The 17,412-nt window shown below is 48.1% G+C and carries 17 protein-coding genes; 11 read left to right on the plus strand and 6 right to left on the minus strand.

Annotation, left to right across the window (positions count from 1 at the left end; translation table 11 throughout):
• Positions 1-79 precede the first annotated feature (79 nt).
• Entirely contained in the window at positions 80-1,504 is a 1,425-nt protein-coding gene (locus DXZ20_RS35610) for a thioredoxin family protein (RefSeq protein ID WP_163703200.1), read from the plus strand.
• A gap of 94 nt (positions 1,505-1,598) precedes the next feature.
• On the opposite strand, the gene DXZ20_RS35615 is transcribed toward DXZ20_RS35610, so the two are convergent.
• A complete protein-coding gene (locus DXZ20_RS35615; protein WP_163703201.1) occupies positions 1,599-2,996 on the minus strand; it encodes a lysophospholipid acyltransferase family protein in 1,398 nt (465 codons plus the stop codon).
• 547 nt (positions 2,997-3,543) lie between these two features.
• Here DXZ20_RS35615 and DXZ20_RS35620 point away from each other — a divergent pair.
• The 4 genes from DXZ20_RS35620 (at position 3,544) to DXZ20_RS35635 (ending at position 6,661) form a co-directional block, all read left to right on the plus strand.
• Positions 3,544-4,506 (plus strand): aldo/keto reductase, encoded by a 963-nt coding sequence (locus tag DXZ20_RS35620; protein WP_163703202.1) that lies wholly within the window; start codon positions 3,544-3,546, stop codon positions 4,504-4,506.
• Positions 4,507-4,612: 106 nt separating this feature from the next.
• Positions 4,613-4,807, plus strand: coding sequence for a photosystem II complex extrinsic protein PsbU (gene psbU / locus DXZ20_RS35625; protein WP_163671891.1), 195 nt, complete (start codon positions 4,613-4,615; stop codon positions 4,805-4,807).
• Positions 4,808-4,959: 152 nt separating this feature from the next.
• Entirely contained in the window at positions 4,960-5,580 is a 621-nt protein-coding gene (locus tag DXZ20_RS35630) for a hypothetical protein (protein WP_163703203.1), read from the plus strand.
• Positions 5,581-5,647: 67 nt separating this feature from the next.
• Complete coding sequence (locus tag DXZ20_RS35635; protein ID WP_163703204.1) at positions 5,648-6,661, plus strand: tyrosine-type recombinase/integrase; 1,014 nt, start codon at positions 5,648-5,650, stop codon at positions 6,659-6,661.
• Between the two features lie 32 nt (positions 6,662-6,693).
• Here DXZ20_RS35635 and DXZ20_RS35640 read toward each other — a convergent pair whose 3' ends face one another.
• Together DXZ20_RS35640 and DXZ20_RS35645 are read right to left on the minus strand one after the other, a co-directional pair.
• The gene (locus DXZ20_RS35640) at positions 6,694-7,737 is read right to left on the minus strand and encodes a ParB/RepB/Spo0J family partition protein (protein WP_163703205.1); all 1,044 of its coding nucleotides are present in this window, start codon (positions 7,735-7,737) and stop codon (positions 6,694-6,696) included.
• Positions 7,738-7,740: 3 nt separating this feature from the next.
• Positions 7,741-8,382, minus strand: a complete 642-nt coding sequence (locus DXZ20_RS35645; protein WP_163703206.1) for an AAA family ATPase — start codon at positions 8,380-8,382, stop codon at positions 7,741-7,743.
• 729 nt (positions 8,383-9,111) lie between these two features.
• Here DXZ20_RS35645 and DXZ20_RS35650 point away from each other — a divergent pair.
• The 6 genes from DXZ20_RS35650 to DXZ20_RS35675 all read left to right on the plus strand — a co-directional run bounded on the left by DXZ20_RS35650 (position 9,112) and on the right by DXZ20_RS35675 (position 14,506).
• Positions 9,112-10,011, plus strand: coding sequence for a transposase (locus DXZ20_RS35650; protein ID WP_163703207.1), 900 nt, complete (start codon positions 9,112-9,114; stop codon positions 10,009-10,011).
• A 654-nt stretch (positions 10,012-10,665) separates the two neighbouring features.
• Positions 10,666-10,893, plus strand: a complete 228-nt coding sequence (locus tag DXZ20_RS35655; protein ID WP_163703208.1) for a hypothetical protein — start codon at positions 10,666-10,668, stop codon at positions 10,891-10,893.
• Positions 10,894-11,263: 370 nt separating this feature from the next.
• Complete coding sequence (locus DXZ20_RS35660; RefSeq protein ID WP_163703209.1) at positions 11,264-12,985, plus strand: hypothetical protein; 1,722 nt, start codon at positions 11,264-11,266, stop codon at positions 12,983-12,985.
• Positions 12,982-13,473: an ATPase gene (locus DXZ20_RS35665; protein ID WP_163703210.1), complete on the plus strand. Its 492-nt coding sequence runs from the start codon at positions 12,982-12,984 to the stop codon at positions 13,471-13,473. The genes DXZ20_RS35660 and DXZ20_RS35665 overlap by 4 nt, the downstream gene beginning before the upstream one ends.
• A 151-nt stretch (positions 13,474-13,624) precedes the next feature.
• Positions 13,625-13,789: a hypothetical protein gene (locus DXZ20_RS35670; protein WP_163703211.1), complete on the plus strand. Its 165-nt coding sequence runs from the start codon at positions 13,625-13,627 to the stop codon at positions 13,787-13,789.
• A gap of 201 nt (positions 13,790-13,990) precedes the next feature.
• Positions 13,991-14,506 carry a hypothetical protein gene (locus DXZ20_RS35675; RefSeq protein ID WP_163703212.1) on the plus strand — a complete coding sequence of 172 codons (516 nt, stop codon included), beginning with the start codon at positions 13,991-13,993 and terminating at the stop codon, positions 14,504-14,506.
• A 167-nt stretch (positions 14,507-14,673) separates the two neighbouring features.
• On the opposite strand, the gene DXZ20_RS38095 is transcribed toward DXZ20_RS35675, so the two are convergent.
• The 3 genes from DXZ20_RS38095 to DXZ20_RS38640 all read right to left on the minus strand — a co-directional run bounded on the left by DXZ20_RS38095 (position 14,674) and on the right by DXZ20_RS38640 (position 17,307).
• Positions 14,674-15,159, minus strand: a complete 486-nt coding sequence (locus DXZ20_RS38095; protein WP_250566258.1) for a DUF4113 domain-containing protein — start codon at positions 15,157-15,159, stop codon at positions 14,674-14,676.
• Entirely contained in the window at positions 15,156-15,896 is a 741-nt protein-coding gene (locus tag DXZ20_RS38100) for a Y-family DNA polymerase (RefSeq protein ID WP_250566259.1), read from the minus strand. Before DXZ20_RS38100 ends, DXZ20_RS38095 begins: the two co-directional genes overlap by 4 nt.
• Before the next feature lie 106 nt (positions 15,897-16,002).
• The gene (locus DXZ20_RS38640) at positions 16,003-17,307 is read right to left on the minus strand and encodes a reverse transcriptase domain-containing protein (protein WP_250566042.1); all 1,305 of its coding nucleotides are present in this window, start codon (positions 17,305-17,307) and stop codon (positions 16,003-16,005) included.
• Positions 17,308-17,412 lie beyond the last annotated feature (105 nt).

Raw genomic sequence — 17,412 nt, forward strand, 5'->3', positions numbered from 1 at the left:
GCTATCATAACTAATATAATTCTATCGTTGAACAGTTGTATAGTTTACTCCTGAGATACATCTTGTAATCTCTTTGCTTATGAAAGCTCCATTTCAGTCTATATATCAATGGCGGATCCAGTTTCTAGCAACAATATTAACCGTCGTTTTAATCCTATTAGTGCCTGTTAAAACAGTCGCGAGTGATGTTGTCGATGTGTACTTCTTCCACAGTACAACCTGTCCCCATTGTCTGCGTCAGAAACCACTGATGGAGGATATTGATACCTACAATCCAGATGTGAAGGTACATCTGATTGAAGTGAGCGAAGAACCTCAAACGTGGCAAGATTTTAGGGAACGATATAACATCCGGTCTGGAGCCGTGCCTCGCACATTTGTTGGCGAAATGAGTTTTGTTGGCTATAGCGAGAGTGATGGCTCACTAGAATATGTACCAGCCTATGAGGGATATATCGGCTACCATAACCAGATTTTAGATGCGATCGCAACTGCTGTCGGCCACACGTTGCAGTTAGGCACCGCCACAAACACGTTACAATTAGACACCGCCACAAACTCCTGGCAGTTTCCCTGGTTAGTCCTGGGGTTACCGGGCATATATCTAATCAGTTTCCCATTATTAAGAAGTCGTCTTCAATCCCCCCAGGCTCGACGCTATTGGTGGGGTGGCTTAGGGGCCATCTGCCTACTCAGTCTGTTTCTGCTAATAAGCCTCACACCAGATACAATCATCAAGACCTTTGCTCAACAGTTACCCTTTCCACTATTTGTCTCAACCATTGCCCTGGCTGATGGGTTTAACCCTTGTGCCTTTACCGTCTTAATCATTTTGTTGTCGTTGCTCACCCACACTAAACGACGAAGAGATATGCTTCTGATTGGGGGCACGTTTATTATTACATCAGCAGCAATGTATTTCCTGTTCATCATGGTGATGATTGGCATGGGGGCATTGTTACTAGAGCACTATGGTCAATGGTTCTTACTCGTGTTAGGAATTGGAGTTGCGATCGCCGGATTAATCAACATCAAAGACTACTTTTGGTTTAAGCAAGGTGTTTCCCTCTCTCTATCAGCCGACGAACAGCGCACCATTACCCAAAAGGCCAGCCGCATTGTTCGTGCCCTAAACGAGCCCCAGACAAATCGACTCAAGTTCCTCGCAGCGCTGGGCAGTACAGTCATTCTGGCCATTTTTGTGAATACCGTTGAACTGGGTTGTACAGCCATCTTACCTGTGGTCTACATGACAACCTTGGTAAACTATTGCAATATTCAAAGTGTAGACGGTACTTTCCTATGCCAAACCACATGGACTTTCCTGTATGCCGTCCTCTATATAGTGCCTTTGGGGCTCATCCTGGCAAATTTCATCTATTCCTTTGAGTCCACTCGATTGAGTGAAAGCCAGGGCCGCCGTCTTAAATTAGTGGGCGGATTGTTTATGTTATTCTTTGGGCTAGTGATGATTTTTCAGCCAGAATTATTGTTATTAACTTAAACTTGGCGTCGAAATAACGTGTCTCCAAAACGACTCTAATTGAGCATACGCAATTCCTTTAAGGAGCTTGTGAAGATAGGAATCAAACCTTAGATTAAGTGATCATTTGCTCCAACGCCTGTTGCAACTCTTGGGTCAGGTCCATCACCGCCTGTCTTCCAGCCCTGCGGTTGGTTTGATACATAGGCCAGCGCTCTGTCACCGAAATCGGCTCACCGATGGTGAGTGTGGCCCGACGAGCAGCTAACCGGGGCCGACAGGGGTGTTTATCACCTCGCAGACGGGCCAGCATATCAAACATCAGGAAGGTGGTCTCTGCACAGCGTTCAAAGGACGGTTTTTCCTTCAGGTAGGTCTCGGTAACCGCCACAAAGGTTTCCACCAGGCGCATATGGAGCATTCGCAAACTGGCTTCTTGAGCTACCCAGTCTGCTAAACCTCGATCTAAAGGCGATAGGGTGCTGCGATCCGGCAAATCATCTCGATAAATATAGGTCCAACCCGCTTCCTCTAAACGGCGACAGCGTTCCGCCAGATTGCCATGGGCCGAAATGCCAAAGTATTGCTCACCCACCTGCAGAGCAGCCTGCAGCAGTGCTTGCAGTCGTGTTAAGCAAGCAGATTGGGCATCAGCATCAAACTGAAAAGAGAGCTGTTTTTGGTGATAAAAACGACTGTAAAACGTTGCCATCTTACTCAGCAGATGATCTCCAAGGCGCATGATGCGTTGATAAATAATCTTCTCAGATACTGCGCTATGACTGACATCGGCAGGTAATCCGCTATCCCTTTCTAATCGAGCTAACAATCGCCCCAAACGTGACCAGGCAGGTTTCACATACCGATACTGGATATTGATAGGGATGATATAAACCGATTCACTGCGACCTGCTTTGGCCAAATCTTCAGCACACCAGAATGCTAACTGAGCAGTTCCCATCTCCAAAGGGCCCACTCGTTCACTGTGACCATTGGTGGCCCCCTCCGGAGCCACCGTCATGGGCCAAAGGCCCTGACTCAACATCTGTCGCGCCTGTCGTAGCCCTGACCAGTCGGGTTGTCGTCCGCGGCGAATGGGAATCCCACCCAGATGAGAGAGCGCCCAACCGAGCCAGGTTCCTGCCCAAAGTGGCATTCCCCGTTCATAGAGAAAATGGGTATGGAGTGGCGTTCGTAACTGAATACGCTGTTGCCGAGCAGCCTTAGGAACGGCCCTGGATAGTAGATACAAGCCACAGAGCGGATCATCCACTTCTACATGACGAAAGGCCATTAGAAAGCGTAGGTTCCCTTGTTGAAACTGTTGGTAGAACTCCGCTAGCACTCTACCGTTGGTCACCTGAATCTGGGTGATACCTGCCGGTAACCAGGGTGACAGACGCACACGCAACAGTATTGGCAAAATTCTATGAACTACCTTCAGCAACCAGGCGCTGTAGGCAGGGGCAATAAATCCTAATGGGGGCTGAACACCATCAATACATTGGGGCATCTGAACGCAGTATTCATCAAAGGAAAACGAATGTCGAACTCACCGAAACACTCCTAACCAGGACCATAACACCTATCCAGCATCAAGTATCTAGAAATATGGCAAATGCGGCTATGTGAGGTGCAAGACAAGCTACAAACTCTGTAAATCCAAAGAATGGTTCGGGAGGAGGAAACCTTGGACAACTTAATAAGCGATAAATGACGGGCCAATTGATAAGTGTTTAGCCCGTCATTTTTTTATCACTCACCAAAATACCTGAGGGCGTTTGGGTTCACTAAATCTAAATTCTCCATAAAATCCTCATATTAGTTATTTAACCTAAAGTAAGCCTTAGAGATCAGCTAATCCTAGATAGATCTAATTCATATGATTTGACCACCAGATGAGATTCTTATCCTCTCCATTAGAAGAGGTCGGTGGTCTAGGGAGATTATGTTTTTAGATCGCTAAACCCTTTGTGCCAGCAGCAGAACGGCAAAGTCGAACAAGGCAGTATCTTTGTCTTTTCTTACACAATTATTAATCTATACTCTTGAAGATAACCATGAAAAAAATTCAGTTAAGTCAAACAGGGATTGACGTCAGCTGTTTATGCCTAGGAACACTGCGGTTTGGAACCCTGAACACGTATGAACAATCAGCTCAGCTGCTGGACATTTATTTGGAAGCTGGAGGCATGTTCATTGACACAGGCAACAGCTACAATCAATGGAGTGCCAACGGCAAGGGTGGCGAAAGCGAAGTTGTAGTTGGCCGGTGGCTTCGGGAACGGGGCCACCGAGATGATCTCTTCATTGCCAGTAAAGTTGGTTTTGGTTATGGGGAAGTGCCTGATGGTCTAGCTGCATCAACTATTATTTCTGAATGCGACAACAGTCTGAAGCGGTTAGGTATTGATCATTTAGATCTCTACTATGCCCACAAGGATGATCCAAGCACGCCCCTAGAGGAGACGCTAGAGGCGTTTCACTCATTGGTAAAAGCCGGTAAGGTCAGGTTTGTCGGGGCGAGTAATTATTATGCTTGGCGTTTAGCAGATGCAGATGCGATCGCAACAGCTCAAGAGTGGAACGGGTTTACCTGTATCGAACAGCGATTTACCTACCTACGCCCAACTCCTGGCGCAGATTTTGGTGATCAGCGCCTCATCAACCAAAACTTAATGAGCTATGGTGACGCCCGGGGAAAAACCATGCTGCCCTACACACCACTCCTACGGGGAGCCTATGTCCGAGCTGATCGCCCCATCTCAGCTGCTTATGCTGGACCAGATACAGAAGCCCGGATAGCTGCATTACGGGAAGTCGCCCAAGAACTTAACGCTACCGCCAATCAAGTTGTGTTGGCCTGGATGATGCATCGCCAACCACCCCTGTTACCTGTTTTTTCAGGTGGTCGGGGCGAACACCTGAAAGAAAACCTGGGGGCGTTAGACCTGACCTTGTCCACTAAGCAGATGGCAAAGCTCAACAACGCGGGTCACTGTGTGAATGAAGAACCTAACTAGGGTTGGAGCATTTACTTTCATAAGATTCTCATAATGTGTTTTTAGCATTATTGCGGTTTCAACTCAAATATATATCTGTTATCCACACTAAAGAAAAAGATAAGGACTGTACCCCACCCTGGCTCGAAAGATTATTGCAAACGCACCTTTCAACACGGTAGAAGATGTTCTCAATATGCCAGGACTCAGCGAGCGAGAAATCGATATTCTGAAAGACAATCTAGAGAATTTTGTAGTGACTCCGTCTGAACCGGCACTAATCGAAGGTGGGGATCGAATTAATCCTGGTATTTATAAGTGAACCATCAACAGCAGCAATCTTTTTTATAACCAGAAGAGTAATGTAACCAACAATATCGGTAACGATTCATTGCTTGAAGCGCTCACCATGGGCACCTATATTTCAAACTTAGTTCTAGCTAAATAGTTTTATTAGACAGCTAGAATATACTAATGAGTCGAAAGTATTGTCCGTTTAGTTTTTCCTGTGAAGCAATTACTCAAACACCGGGGCTATTGGCGGCTCAGTGTCCTAATTTAGTGGCTTGTTCAGAACTGGCTAAAGCTGACGAAAACGTTGGAACAGTTAATCTTCAAGTGGGTGATGAAGCACAGGCACAGCATTCTGTACAGATGTCGGCTAACTCGGCGGCCACACTAATGTTACGACAGCGGGGCAACCCTCAAGACCTGGATTCGCTGGGGATTGTGTCACTGATGGAGACACTCCAAGAAGCCATGGCTGAGTTGGAAACCCAATTCGCTCAGTTAGAACCGGACAGCAAACAGTATATTGCTCCTGAGGGAACGGAAGTGCATGCCTATGCGGTTAAGCGGCCTTACGGTACCTATTGGTACAACAAACTGGCGGCCCACAGGGAAAGGTTTCATCCCCAGGCACAGCAAAGATTAGTGCGGCACATCCATTTGGGTAAAACGGACGATCCACGTCATCGGGAAGCACGGGCGGGAATTGAGCGGCGCAATCAGTTGGTCAAAACTCGGACACAGTTGATGATGGCGGCCAAGGCATTAGAAGAAGCATTCTCGATCCTACAAAATCCACGTTCCTAAAACTCTGTTCAGCCACAGGACCACTAGGAATATTTTTGATACTCTTGTACCAGTATTGCAGTTGCCAATGGCTAAATCCGATCCAAAACCCACATTTATTGAGTTCCAGGATGGCAGGCCTAAAGAGCCTGTAGCCCCTCAGGTAACTCGTGAGCCGGATTGGGTGGATCGGTTTCTTGAAGATCGGGAGTTAAGGCCTAGTACAAAGAAAACCTACACTCGGCAACTGCGTCAATTTCAGCGATGGTTAGCCGGAAAGGGATGGCCAGATGTCACGGAGCAGGAGTTAACTCGCTACAAGACTCATCTAAAAACGACGCCTAAGGCCAATTCATTAGACGAAACATTATCCCCGGCTAGTATCAACCAGGCATTGGCATCGATTCAGAGTTTCTTTAAGTGGCTTACAGCCAAACGACTCATTCAGTACAACCCTGCCTTGAGCCTTGAGAAAGTGACGGATGCGCCGAGCCAGGTGAAGGATTTGGAGGTATCCATCATCCAAACTTTGGAAGAGGTACTGCCGTTTCGGGGTGAACGGTACAATCGAGATCGGGCAATTTTTGAATTGTTAAAGCATGGGCTGCGGGCGAATGAAGTGGCGGCTCGTAATGTGGGTGACTATAGCAATCAGTCGATCACCGTTCAAGGGGCTAAGTGGGGAAGTGATGGCGTTGTGCCGTTATCGGATCAGGCCTGCGGGGCATTGGATAGCTACCTGGGATGGTCTCTAAGTGAGGGATTTGATACGAGTGCTGATGCGCCTTTATTTATTAGTCTTTCCAATCGGAATCGCGGTCAGCGGATGGGCTATAAGGGTGTGTACAACTGCATCAAGGATTTGGCTGAGTTAGCGGAACTGGATACACAGATTCATCCTCACCAGCTGCGCCATACATTTGGGACTCAACTGATTCTGGAAGGCATGAATCCTGAATTTGTGCGCAGGCTAATGCGGATTAAGTCCATGGGAGTGTTTGGGCGCTACACTAAACGAGCCCTGGAATTAAAAGCAAAAGAAAGTTTCTATGACACGTTACAGGCATCGAAGTCAGGTCTGTTTGGATCAGCGTCGGAATAGCAATCTCATCCGACAATATCCACAGGCGTAAACTAATCCAGTTCAGCAAGTAACTCTCGTAGCGCTTCATCAATCCGATTAATGCGCACCTGCATTTTTCGAGTTACTTGCCTGTCCTTGCCCGATAATTTCTTACTCACTTTGGAATAGAGCTTTTGAACAGTATCAAATGTAGGTTGCTCACTGGCCCCATTTTTGTCTGTATCAGCTGTCTTACCCTGGGTCTTTAATTCAGCAATTCGTTTCCGCAGCTGCTCTTTTGTCAAAGAATCTTGCAGAACTTCATCCACTAGCTGATGCTGTAAATCTGATTGGGTACGGGCAACTAATAACGCCTTAGAAGGATCCAGCTTTCCTGCACGCACGTTATCCATGATGAACTCAGGTAAATCGAGCAGAGGCAGACGATTGGACACAAAGCTTGCCAGGGAAATGCCAAATTCCCCCAGGATTGCTTCCACATCCTTGAGGGTATCGACGCTGATTATTCCGGAATAATCATTTTTTCTGGCCTGGGCATTGCGCACTTTTGTTAGTAAAGAAGGCACCCCATCACCTGCTAATTCAGTGCGTAAACTGATTAGCCCAATCAAGCTATCGGTTTCTTCTACAGCGGTAATATTCTCACTGAGCAGATGAGCGATAAGGGCAATTTCCAGTGCTTCTTCATCGGTCATTTCTTTAACCACACCAGGAATTTCGGTATGGTTCAAAGCACAGGCACTCCGCCAGCGACGCTCTCCAGAGACAATTTCTAAACGACCATCACTGGCAGGTCGGGTCAAAATTGGTTCGCAGACACCGTGTTTACCGATGGACGCTTTTAGACGCTCCATCGCATTGGGATCAAAATATTTCCGTGGCTGCTTCATGCCATCGGGTAACCGCAGCGGCAAGATTTTATCGACTGGCAATAGAGCAGAGGTTTCTTTTGGCTGGGCTTGGATGCGATTTAGTTCTGCCTTGAGTTGAGCGATCTCATGGGAGGGCTCGGTTTGCGATGGACGCTCAGCTGATCCAAATACAAACTCATTGGCTAATGTACTATCCAGGGTTTGGCGGCCTTTACGGGTCATAACTTACACAACCTCCATTAGCAGCTCTTTAAACAGTCGATCAAATTCTCTGGCAGATTCAGTGGCAGCCCTGCCGGACAAGTTCCATACGGTCCCCTGCTGACCAAAGGTATCAGCTACACACTGTTTTTGGTGGATAACTGTCTTAAGGATCGGGATATTTGATTTTGATAACAAGGCCATCGCCTCATCTTTTAGTCGGGTTCCTTTGACCGCCCGAGCGAGAAAAAGTGCAGCATTTGGAGGGCCATTACGAACGGACTGGGCTTGTTTGACCAGCTTGACGGCATCTGCTGCACTGCGCAGATCCACCCCAGTGGGCTGACAGGGGATCACGGACACATCTGTTCTAAACAGAATAGCTCGTGTTACTTCAGACAAACCGGCTGGTCCATCAACAATGGTGAAGTCATATTCACTGGCGATATCGGGCAGCTGATCAATCACTTCGTCAGCGGATTGTAGGACGACAACATCGATATCGGCATCCTCAAGACATTCAATCCAGATGGAGCTGGATCGCTGAGCGTCTGAATCGACTAAACAGACAGTGTGGCCTTTTTGACGTAACCAATAGGCAAAGTGGACGGATGTGGTGGATTTGGAGCAACCACCTTTTTGATTAGTAAATGAGATGACTGTCATGGTTTTAAGGAGTACCTGTAGTTAAGAGTCATAGGACATCGCTAGAGTCCTAACCGTAAACACTGACAACAAACGACTAAGTTCTGTTAGCTTCTGAGACTTCGACAAAAATCTATAAATACTGGGAGCAAGGCAATCCCAACTGCAATAAACAATTCTTCTGAGCAACAAGCTGCTGATTTTTGCAATGGTTCTGTCTGCTGCTGTGCTGGGTAATAAAAGTTTCAACAGACAAACTGATTCCAAATTCAACGACGGATTTTCCAAGGCACTGGAAGACCGTTTTGGATTGAGATGTGATTATTCTGAAATAACCATGCTTGATTATTCCAGAATAATCACCATTGTCAACATCGAATTCAAATAATTTTCGACTTGACACTACTTTAGAAAAACACTCAATGAGCAAGGGTTACAGCTAGCGAAGAGAGTTCATAGAAGTAAAAGAGCAGATCAATTGAACTAGGTTCATGAGTACTACCCTACATTGCCTTTTCCAAAAATCCCATACTTGCTGTGAAAATTTGGTCATTTGAGGGCATCCTATTAAAAGGACATACAAACTATTGAGGCTGATTGACTGACAAAAGATACTATCTCTAGTGTTAAAGTGACTGTCAGTTATGGATTGTAGAAAATAAAAAAGGAAGTGGGAGCCCAGCACTCTAGAATTAGATACCACTCAAATTATAGAAACGCTGTGAAAAAAACTCCCGTCTCTACGATGCCTTGAAAGCCTGGCTAGGTCAAGGCGCAAACTGGGTACATCTGACTCATTTAACGACCTGCCTATGGATGGTTGTCGCGCTGATTCATACCGGTGAAGTGAACCGAACGAAGTGGGCCAAGTATATCCCCTGCCGAGGGCAGTACGCGCAGAGTCGTCAACGTCGTATTCGTCGCTGGCTCGGGAATCCCCGCATCAAGGTACATCGGCTGTACAAGCCCATCATTCAAGCTGCGTTGGCGAATTGGGACGACGAGTGTCTGTATGTGAGCTTGGACACTACCCAGTTTTGGGATGAGTATTGTTTGATTCGGTTAGCCGTGGTTCACCGAGGACGCGCCCTCCCGTTGTCTTGGCGTGTGCTCAGGCATTCGAGTGCAACCGTTGCCTTCAGCGAGTATCACGAGATGCTAATTCATGCGGCTCGATACCTGCCGAAGGCCGTGAAGGTTGTTCTGCTGGCGGACCGAGGGTTTATTCATACTGATGCAATGCAAGCACTGGGCCAATTGGGCTGGCACTATCGCATTCGACTCAAGAGCAACACGTGGTTATGGCGCTCTACCGGAGGCTGGATACAACCCACCTCAGTTCATCTGGCTGCTGGTGACGTACGCTGTTTCCACACGGTTAAACTACACAAACGACAGTGGTATGGGCCAGTCCATGTCATCGTTGGTCGCAATCCTCTCAATGCTGTCGTTGAGTCAGGCAAGCGGCGATGGGTCGATACTCATTGGTTTCGTGGCAACAGCTATTTTCGCATTGGTCTGGATTGGATTCATGCTGCCCTACTCGATGGCTGGCAGCTAGTGAATCGTATTTTATTCTCATCTAACACCGACCCTGACCCGGCGATGGCCTCTCGCTGGCAGCATGAAAAACGGTCCTTTCAGTTTTAATTTCAGGTCTTTACCACTCAGTTCAATCCTGACTAAACTTTTGTCAGTCAATCAGCCGTAGTACTTTACGTTATGCCTGAAACTAACGCACGCCTTATAAAGCTTCTTCCCAATAGCTAAGAAAACGGCCTCCATTGAGTCAAAGGTATCACCCAAAAAAGAGGATGCCCTTTGACGCAGAAAGCATGCCCTATTAAGTTATCCACTCCATGCTTGCGATCTCAACCACTCAATAGTGGCCATCATTAAAATGACACCGCAGGTGAACTCTATAGACTCTCTAAGAAATGCTACGGGAAAACCACCCTAACGCGCGCCCCACAAGCAATCGCAACAAATCGAAACATATCTCTTTCCAGAAAGTACAAACTTGAAATCCTTTTTCCATAGGCCCTAGAGACATACAGCCTGAAAAATAGCACAAATATACTAATATTTTTTAATACTTAATGGGATTAAGTATTTTTTACACCATCTGATCTGGCCGAGTGCATCTCTTATAAGGGTTTTAACGAGTGCGATCGCACTAACTATGCATACCTTTTCACCCCAAAAACGCCTGAACTGATCAATCTTTGCGGATTTCGCCGGATCAAATCGTATGTACTGTGCTATTGTTCACGGTGATCATATGTGTATGTATCTTTCAGACCTATGACAACGCAGGCGACGGCAATAGCCACAACAGCCATAAAAGAGAATCGTCAACGCACCACCATGACATTGACCCCTTCAGCAGTGGCCGGGCTGGATAAGCTCGCTGGGTTCTTCAATTTGTCAAGAAGTGCCTTTGTCGAAAAGATTGGTAAGGGCGAGATTCCCTTATTGATTGCCTCGCCTACGCTACTCACGCCTGACTTAACTGACAAGATTGCCAGTTAAAGGACATGCACAGATTTTGGAGTATTGCCTATAGATAAAACAAAAGCTCTCGTTGCGGGAAACAACCAGAGCCCCTGCTTACAAATTAAACGCGGGATGGACTTCCTAAATGCTTGCTTGGTCGGCGGTGCAGAAGGGTTGTCAATTGCGTCATGCATATACTACCTCCAGTACGAGGTTTCGACAAGTGTTTGACTATAAAAAGTGCTTGTCACAGGTGTTTTATGTCTGATTTTTACACTTCGTAACGCTCGGGGATCAGAGCGGCTGCCTTTGTCCCTGAGAACTGCTGGATTTGACTAGGTCGGAAATTCGGACTTCAAAAAACTTGCATGACTACATCCCGCAACGCTGATGTGTTGCCGGGAAAATGCAAACAGAACTAACACTCACAAGTCCACCGATTGTGGGCCTACCTTTTCGAGGGTGGGATTTTATCTATGCCAAACATCCCGCCCCTGATGAACGGCCCGAGTGGTATACCGAAAAACGGTTTCCCCTCAATGCCGAACTGGTAGAGCAAGGGGCCTATTTATATGGTGTCCGGTTCGGACAAACCACCCAGTACGCCATGCTCGATATTGACCATGGCTCTGCGTGGCACCCCAGCCGCGAACCCTTTGCTATCCAACAAATTTGTGAAGCTCTGGAGCCTTTGGGCCTAGTGCGCTCATTAATCGGCCAAAGTTCCACATCAGGGGGCCTTCATCTCTATTTCCCATGGCAGTCCGAGGCCATCAAATCCTGGCAGGTGGGTCTGGTGCTATCTGTCCTTTTAGAAAGTAAAGGATTTAAGCCATCCCCTGGCCATCTCGAAATTTTTCCCAATCCCAAACCCTATCGCGGCAAAGAAACGCCATCGCTTTACAATGCCCACCGCTTACCATTACAGCGCGGGTTTTACCTATTAGACGATACCTTTCAGCCTACCTGGACAACCCAGGATAAGTTTATTGCCCAGTGGCAAAGTGCAGCTAGAGCCAATACCGTCTGTGAAGCCACCAAAGAACACCTCCTTAAACAATATCAGCGGCGGCAGTACCCAGTTTCCACCTCAGCCGAGAAATTTCTCAATGACTTAAATGCCGCCATCGAACCCGGCTGGAAAAGAACAGAAGACCATCCCCCTTTTCTCTGGGAAGGCCAGGAAATTATTCCAAAAACAAATCCTCTGTTGGGCCGCATTACCATGCGAGCCTATATCTTTGGCCATATCGATGGACGAAAGCCCCCCCTAGAAGGAGAAGACCTGATCGACGAGATCGTAAAAGTCGCTATTAATTTACCTGGCTATAGAGAACACTGTCACCATCAGCACGAAATTAGAAAACGGGCCAGCGAATGGGCTCGCTGCGTAGAGAATAGTCACTATTTCCACTACGGGATCAAGAAAAAGGCCAAAGCCGCCCCCATCGAAGTCACCTGGCACGAACAAAAAGCAAAAGCTGCCAGAGAAAAAATTACAGATGCCATTGCTGAACTATTAGAGCAAGGTAAATTTCCCAGCTCCACCACAGCCAGAACCAAGCTATTGGTAAAACTGTGCAAGACCAGCCTAGCCACCCTCTACAAAAATAAAGACCTATGGCATCCAGACCATATCCATAGAGAACCCGACATCGAGTCGGAAAAAGGGAAAGAGGGAATTATTCGCGCCATGGGGGGCGCAAATAATTCAAGTTACAAAAACTTATTAGTAGCTGATAACTGTAATACAGAGCAAAGCCATACAGAGCAAGGGATTACAGAAGATACAGTCGAAGTATCCTCAACCGAGACCCAAAATACAGAGCCAGCCGCAGATATAGAACCTAATCTGAGCGATGATCCTACAGTCGCTCAACAAAACTGTGCGAAGGAGAGTGTTGATGAGACCATTGAGCGGGTGAAACAGGAGTTAAGATCGCGCCAAACTTACCACAATGTCGAAAAAGCGGCCCAGGCTATCGACATAGAGGCACAACTCCACTCAGAACAGCAGCACCATCATCGCTCTGTGCTACGACAATGGTTAACGACCGGGGACCCCATATTGATGCGAGAGGCCATAAAGCAGATGAAAAACGCTGGCGAACAGGAGGGTAACCCATGACCACACAGCCTACCTGTTGGATCATTGCTGGCCCCAATGGAGCTGGCAAAACCACCTTTGCCCTGGAGTATTTACCCCAGGTAGCTAACTGTCAGCAGTTTATCAATGCTGACTTGATAGCCGCAGGCTTAGCACCCCTGGCCCCTGAGTCTCAGCTGCTAGCAGCCAGTCGTATCTTTCTATCTGAAATCAAGGCACGGGTAGCGGCTCGGCAGGACTTTGCCTTTGAAACTACACTGGCAGGGCGCACCTATCTGAAGCTGATCCAGCAGCTGCGCTCAGATGGATGGCGGGTGGAGTTGATTTACCTGGCCCTACCCAATGTGGCCATGTCTCGTATGCGGGTAGCTGAGCGGGTGGCCCACGGTGGCCATGATATTTCTCTCACAGATATTGCGCGGCGGTTTCCCCGTAGTTTGCGTAACCTGCTCACCGAATTTGGAGGCATCACTGATCAGACTCGATGTTTCATGAATAAGGGGTGCTGAAGGCGGGCGGGTCACCGTGAGGTGATTCGCCTAGCTAACTGCACCACCCCAATAATGGAGAAGTACCGGAACTGGTCTTCGTGCAGAAGAGCAGTGAGCGCACCATTATCAATGGTGAATTATTTGATGTACTAAGACAGGGAGCAGGACTATGACAACAGTTTCAGACGATACGCTTAAAATACTGGAAACGCTAAAACAAGTAGCGGCTAAGACATTAGAGAAGAAACGACGGCTGGGTCATTATGCGGTGATCTGGCGTGATGGGAAAGCTGTTGCCGTGGGAGACGATGCCCCGCAGGATGCTGTTGGCTAACAAACTGACGAGTCACCGTTTACGCGATCCCACGCGCGACTGATAGATTTGACCCCCTTGTGACATCTGTCACTGGATTTACTCAGCCAATTTCAGAAACCCCTTAAGCCACCTTCAGGTATCGGTCAGATAGCGTTCAGGTACCCCCGGCATTCTTAAGTCAATGAAGTTCATTCACTGATTCCTAAAGGAGCTTTAACCATGAAACGCACACTTCTTTCTGCTTTAACTGTTCTCGTTGCATCTGCTGCGATCGCACCCGTTGCCTCCGCTGTTGAGCCCGCTAACTTCAATATTCAAGAAGCTCGCCTCGAAGCCCTCGACCGTCGCACTAAGAATTCCGTCCACAAGCTACGCCTGGAGCACCTCAACAACCAGACTAAGGCCATCGGAGATATCCAAGCGGCTCGTCTGGATGCTCTCGATGCCCGCACCAAGGCTATTGATAACATTCAAGCTGCTCGGCTAGATGCTCTGGATGCTCGCACTAAAGCTGTTGAAAATATCCAAGCTGAGCGCCTAAACGCTCTTGATTCTCGCACTAAGAACAGCGTTCACAAGCTACGTCTTGAGCACCTCAACAACCAAACCAAAGCCGTTGAGGATATTCAAGCTGCTCGTTTGGAAGCGTTGGATGCTCGGACAAAAGCTATCGACAACATCCAGGAAGCTCGCCTAGATGCACTAGATGCTCGTACTAAGTCCGTCGTCCGCTAACAGATTGCTGAGCTGTTGCGGTACCCAAGCTTGGGTGCCCGGTGCAGACTCCGTTAATCTGTGAAGCTTCATTACTTTCAGGGCACCCTTTTTCTCATCAGACTCTCCTACACACACTCCAAGCCTCTGCCAATCAGGTAGGGGCTTTTTTGTGGAAATAGAAAGCATTACTCAATGGTCACCAGGGGCAGTTCATCCCAATGGGTGGTGTAGCGTTGGGAGAAATGCTCTGACCGCATTCCCCAGGTGGGTGCCAGTCCCATTGCGCCATACTTGACCGCATCAGCCGATAGCTTACTGTTAATCTGGTCCAGCGTTGCCATCAGCCGAGCTCGCTTCTCATCATGGACTGGCCCACCTAGCAGGCTACCTTGTACTTCATCGGCCTGCACCAATTCTGTGGCAATCACTTTTGCTTTGAGATAGTCATAGCCAGGTTCATAGGCCATTTCTGCCAGCTGCATGGCAATCTGAATCAATCGGCCAGTGTCATGGGTGGGTGGGTCTAGCTGTACTGTCCGCGCGGCTGAATATTGGTTTTCTTTCTGGTAATAGCTGGTGCGCATGATAACGGTAAAACAACCGGTCAGAAGATTATCCTGGCGGAGTTTTTCGGCACAGCGGGTGGTGTAGGTTGCGAACTGACAAGTCAGCGCTTCGCTATCGCTTCTTTCAAATCAGAAAGTTCAGTGACCAGGTGGCCAAAGGACCGCGATACGATGCGCATTTTCTTGGGAGGGGCAACGGGTTCCATGGCAAAGCACGGGGTGCCCCGCAGTTCCAGTACTGTCCGCAGGCCAAAAATGCCAAACCGTTTTTTGATCCAGCTATCCCGCGCCTGCTTTAGCTGGAGTGCGGTTTTGATGCCCGCCTGGAGCAGCTTTGCCTTGTTGCGACGGCCAATGCCCCAGACTTCGCCTACATCGATAGTGGCTAGCAATCCGTCGACGTCGTCTATGGTTTCCAGGTTAAGGACGCCGTTTGTGGCTTGAGATCGCTTCGCTACATGGGCCGCGATCTTGGCCAGGGTTTTGGTGGGGGCGATGCCGACGGATACGGGGATATTGGTCCATTGCTTGACGGTACGGCGAATGGTGTGGCCATAGTCGGTGAGATCCAGGTGGGTAAAGCCGCTCAGGCCAAGAAAGGCTTCGTCAATGGAGTATTGTTCTACTTCGGGGCTAAATTGTTGTAGGGTTTCAATGACCCGGCGAGACATGTCTTTGTAGAGGACCGGGTTAGAAGAGAAAACATGAAGGCGTTTTTGTTGTACCAGGTGACGAATGGAGTACAATGTTGCCTGCATGGGCACCAGTTTCTTGGCTTCGGCAGAGCGGGCAACAACACAGCCATCATTGTTGGATAATACCGCTACTGGCTTACCTTCCAGGTCCGGACGAAAGACTCTTTCACAGGAAACGAAGTCGGGTAAAGATGGCGTATTGCTACGCCACCCTCCCCTAAGAACCGTACGTGAAACTTTCGCGTCATACGGCTCAAGCCTGAGTAACGCCCTTCGTCAGGACGCGGCTTCTCTCCTTAGTCTCTTGGTGATGAACTTGCCGGTGGCAGTTAGGGTGAAGCAGTATCCGGTTGTCCGCTTTATCACTGCCGCCATGAACCCTCCAGATCACATGGTGGCTATGCCAACCTGTTTCCTGGGTAATCTTTTGGCCACAGTTTGGGCAAATCCCCTGCTGCTGCTTCCAAAGGAAAAGCAATTGCTGACGACCCTTGAGGGAGGTTTTCATTTGAACATCGACTCGATGTTCAAAATAGGTTTCCCAGGCTGGATCATAGGGATTGGCTTTTCCTCTTACCTTGGTATGACGCTGGATGCGCACATCCGCTGCATAAAACAAGCGGGCCATGCGTCTCTCACCTTGTTTAGTGAACTCACCTTGAAATGTCCACGTTCTCCCTTTGTGGGTTCCGAAGTATTTCTTGCGGATCCACTTAGCGGATTTGCGTAGATGTCGGCGGCGAGCCCAGCGCCACAATGCCTGAAAGATTTGACAATCAACCGTTGAAAACGTCTTTGAACTCACAACGTGGCGATGATAGTTAACCCAACCTCGAATCCGTGGATTGAGATAGGCAATCAATTCACCCGCCTTCGCTTGTTTATTCGACTTGATGACTTTCCGAATATTGGCGAGAAAGCGTTTTAGGCTCTTTTTAGAGGGCTTAATCAACAACTTCCCCCGATACTTGCGTATCGTTTGTCCGAGAAAGTCAAATCCTTTGTCGATATGCGTAATCTTGGTTTTCTCCTTGGAGAGTTCCAGACCACGCGCTTTCAGAAAGGCCATGACAAACGGTTTTACCTCGTCTTCTAGCAGCTCTTTCGTCCTGCCTGTGATAATGAAATCATCGGCATATCGTACAAAGTTAACCAGCGGCGAAGGACCACGTCTGGGCTTAGGAAACTTGGCCTTAAGGGCCGCTTCCAACCCATCTAGGGCGAGATTTGCCAGCACAGGTGAACAAATTCCGCCTTGTGGTGTCCCTGCCTTAGTCGGAGAAAAGACGCCTTTGTCGATAAATCCAGCCTTCAGCCATTTGGCGAGAATAACTCGGTCCATTGGGATATGAGTCAACAACCAATCATGGCTGATTCGGTCAAAGCATGACTTGATATCAGCCTCTAGAATCCACTGTGCGGATGTTTTGAGACGCAATGCGATGAAGCACTGTTCAATGGCATCCGCAGCTGACCGCCCTTTACGAAAACCATAGGAATTAACGTCTCCTGTCGTCTCTGCAATTGGCTCCAGAGCTAGCAAGTATAAAGCTTGCATTGCCCTATCTGTCATAGTTGGCACGATTAGATCGAACTGCACATCATCTCAACCTGGATTTGGGATGTGTCACCATTACCCATCCATTTCATCCCTACTCGGGTC

It is taken from the genome of Adonisia turfae CCMR0081, assembly GCF_011009555.1.
Lineage (GTDB): Bacteria > Cyanobacteriota > Cyanobacteriia > Phormidesmidales > Phormidesmidaceae > Leptothoe > Leptothoe turfae.